The 3,197-nt window shown below is 36.5% G+C and carries 4 protein-coding genes; 1 reads left to right on the forward strand and 3 read right to left on the reverse strand.

Annotated features, from left to right (window positions below; translation table 11 throughout):
* Positions 1–119: 119 nt before the first annotated feature.
* Genes MM236_RS19555 through MM236_RS19565 form a run of 3 tightly spaced genes read right to left on the reverse strand, consistent with a single transcriptional unit; the run spans position 120 to position 2,767 of the window.
* A complete protein-coding gene (locus MM236_RS19555) occupies positions 120–554 on the reverse strand; it encodes a glycosyltransferase (protein ID WP_241276689.1) in 435 nt (144 codons plus the stop codon).
* On the reverse strand, positions 551–2,371 hold the full coding sequence (locus MM236_RS19560; RefSeq protein WP_241276690.1) for an ABC transporter ATP-binding protein: 1,821 nt from the start codon (positions 2,369–2,371) through the stop codon (positions 551–553). The genes MM236_RS19555 and MM236_RS19560 overlap by 4 nt, the downstream gene beginning before the upstream one ends.
* A gap of 9 nt (positions 2,372–2,380) precedes the next feature.
* Entirely contained in the window at positions 2,381–2,767 is a 387-nt protein-coding gene (locus MM236_RS19565; protein ID WP_241276691.1) for a hypothetical protein, read from the reverse strand.
* A gap of 82 nt (positions 2,768–2,849) precedes the next feature.
* Between MM236_RS19565 and MM236_RS19570 the strand changes: the two genes are divergently transcribed.
* The gene (locus tag MM236_RS19570) at positions 2,850–3,062 is read left to right on the forward strand and encodes a hypothetical protein (protein ID WP_241276692.1); all 213 of its coding nucleotides are present in this window, start codon (positions 2,850–2,852) and stop codon (positions 3,060–3,062) included.
* Positions 3,063–3,197: the final 135 nt, after the last annotated feature.

Consider the following 3,197-nt stretch of genomic DNA (forward strand, 5'->3'; position numbering starts at 1 on the left):
CTTTTTAATAATCTGAGAAAACAATGTAATATTACACATGAGAGGTCTTTGTTTTTGGTGCAAACCCAAAATACACATTTTGGGCAAAAATTCAGACCTCTCATATTTTATTTAGGACGCTATTGACCAGATATGAAATTAAATATTTTGGACATATTTGTATCCAATGTTTTGTTATTTTCGTCCACCAAAACAGAATCATGGTAGACCATGATGTTATCTGTAGTTTTTGAAAACAACTTAGAGATTTTATCCAGACTCCATATATCATCCTGATCAGAAGGGGCTATCCATATACCTTGGCAGTCCTGAAAAACTTCTTCAAAGTTTTTTTGAAAGCCTAGCCTATTTTTGTTTTGAATACAATGGATGAAAGTGTATTTTCCCTGAAAATCTTGGATAATCTGCCAGGTTTTGTCAGAGGACATATCATCTCGAATCCTAATTTCCAAATTAGGATAATCCTGGTTTACTAGTGATTCCAGCTGCTCACGCAAGAACAACTCACCATTATAGGTGCACATGGCTATGGATATCAAAGGGAAGCTTTTCACGCTTTTTTAAATTGTTGTTTGTCAATCAACCTGCTATAAATACCTTCTTTGAACAGTAATTCAAAGTGCGTACCCTGTTCAGCTACTTTTCCTTGATCCAAAACCAATATCAAATCTGCCTTTTGTATAGTGCTAAGCCTATGGGCAATGATCAAAGAAGTTCTGTTTTCCATAAGTTTGTTCAAGGCATCTTGTACCAGGTATTCGGATTCTGCATCCAAGGAAGAAGTAGCTTCATCCAATAGCAAAACAGGAGGGTTCATCAATACAGCCCTTGCTATACAAATCCTTTGTTTTTGCCCACCTGATAATTTCACACCTCTGTCTCCGATGTTTGTGTCATAGCCATTTTCTGTCTCCATTATGAAATCATGAGCATTTGCTATTTTGGCAGCTTCCATGATCTGGTTTTCGCTAGCATTGGGGTTGGCAAAAGCGATATTGTTTTTGATTGAGTCGTTGAATAGAATTGAGTCCTGATTGACAATACCAATAATCGAACGAAGGGATTCTGATGAAACATTTGAAAAAGAAATTCCATCAAAGCTGATTTCTCCGGAAAGGGGATGGATGAACTTTGGTATCAAGTCCATTAAGGTTGATTTGCCAGCACCCGAAGGGCCGACCAATGCAACCGTTTTGCCTCTTTCTATATCAAAGGATACATTGTTGAGAACCAATTCTTTTTGATAGGCAAAACTGACCTGATTAAATCTTATTTTATCCTTCAATTCCTTTACGGCTATATTTCCCTGAAGCTCTTCGTGTTTTGGTTTTTCATCAATCAGCTCCAAAACCCTTTCACCAGCAGCCAATCCTGTGTTAATCATACTAAAAGATTCCGTAAGCGCTTTTGCCGGTCTCATTATCTGAGAAAAAATAGCAATATAGGTGATAAATGCAGCGGCAGAAAGGTCTCCTTGACCTTGTATAACCAAATTTCCCCCATACAAAACAAGAATTGTCACCATCAAAACACCCAAAAATTCAGAGACAGGTGAGCCCAACTGCTGTCGATAGGCCATTTTCCGTCCAAGTTCAGAGTACTGGATGTTTTCCTGATGAAATCTATCTTTAATGCGACTTGTTGCGTTAAATCCCTTTATGATCCTGATACCTGAAAGAGCTTCATCCAAATAACTGATCATCATACCAAATCTTTCCTGAGCCTCTTTTGCTTGGGCTTTGAGTTTTCTGACGATTTTGGAAATCACCCAAGCAGATAAGGGCAGAACCAAAATAGAAAACAACGTTAACTTGAAAGATATTGCAAATAGAACAAACAAATATGCTATCAACTGAAAAGGCTCTTTGAACAAAACCTGCAAGGTATTGGTGACACTAAATTGGACAACTTGTACATCTGAGGCGATTTTGGCAATAATGTTACCTTTTCTTTGATCATTGAAATATAGCATATCCATATTCATAACATGGTCAAAAAGTGTTTTCCTGAGGTTGAGCAAAGTCTGTATCCTAAGATTTTCCATAATTCTCTGGGAGAAATATTTGAAAATATTGCTCAAGAGCACTGAAGAAAGAATAGCTAAGCACGTCCATTTTAAAGCTTTTTGGGCTCCGAAATTTATGTTGGCGCTCAATGTCAAATAATCAAACCAGCCCATAATATCCAGCCATGAATCTGGCTTAATAGCAGTTAGGTTCTGCTGTTCCTCAAATAATGTACTCAAGAGAGGAGCCAATAAAGCGATGTTTAGGGTGTTGAATATGGTTGCTAATATAATAAGTAACAGATATGGGAATGCATATTTACTTATGGGGCGTGCATAGGATAATAATCTGAAATAGGTATGCATAAGGTAAAATCAGTTTGTGAAATTTAATTTGACCTCATCCAAATGATGGATAGTCAGTTTCGCAGCTTTTTGGTTTGGCGCCTGATGAGATTGAATTTCCATCAGTTTTTTAAACCTTAATCTAGATCTGTAAATTTTGAAGTGCATTTCAAGAAATTCCTTATAACTGCTTAGAATCCATGTTTTTCCTAATAATAGCTTCGGGATTACATCCAAAAATAGAATCTTTGCTTTGTTAATATGGCTCAGACGACTTTCAAGATGGATAGCATTGTAGATCATCCTATTTCTGAAATAGACTTTTTTCACATGTTTTTTGATGCAATTATTCTTTACAGTTTCCGAGCCTAGGTGTTCGCATACAGCATCCTGATCCTGATAACATTCCCAGCTCAATCTTTTTGCCCGTGTGCAGAGATCCGTATCTTCAAAATAATAGGGACTATAAATTTAGTCAAATCCATTGAGCTGCATTAGTTTGGCTCTGCAAAGCAAGACATTTGATCCCGATAGAAAAGATGTGAAATTTGATTGCGAACCTATTACTGAGGTTTTGTCCAAAGATTCGATTTTATTTTTACGCAATGGATTTTCATTTGCGGAAGAGGATCCTTCCTCAGGATTCATGATCCTTCCTGTTACCCCAAAAGTTGATGGCTTGTCAAAATATTTTAATAACGGATCAAAATAATTGAGTTGAAGTCAATAGCGTCCTAAATAAAATATGAGAGGTCTGAATTTTTGCCCAAAATGTGTATTTTGGGTTTGCACCAAAAACAAAGACCTCTCATGTGTAATATTACATTGTTTTCTCAGATTATTAAAA

This window comes from Belliella calami, from assembly GCF_022549695.1.
GTDB classification, from domain to species: domain Bacteria; phylum Bacteroidota; class Bacteroidia; order Cytophagales; family Cyclobacteriaceae; genus Belliella; species Belliella calami.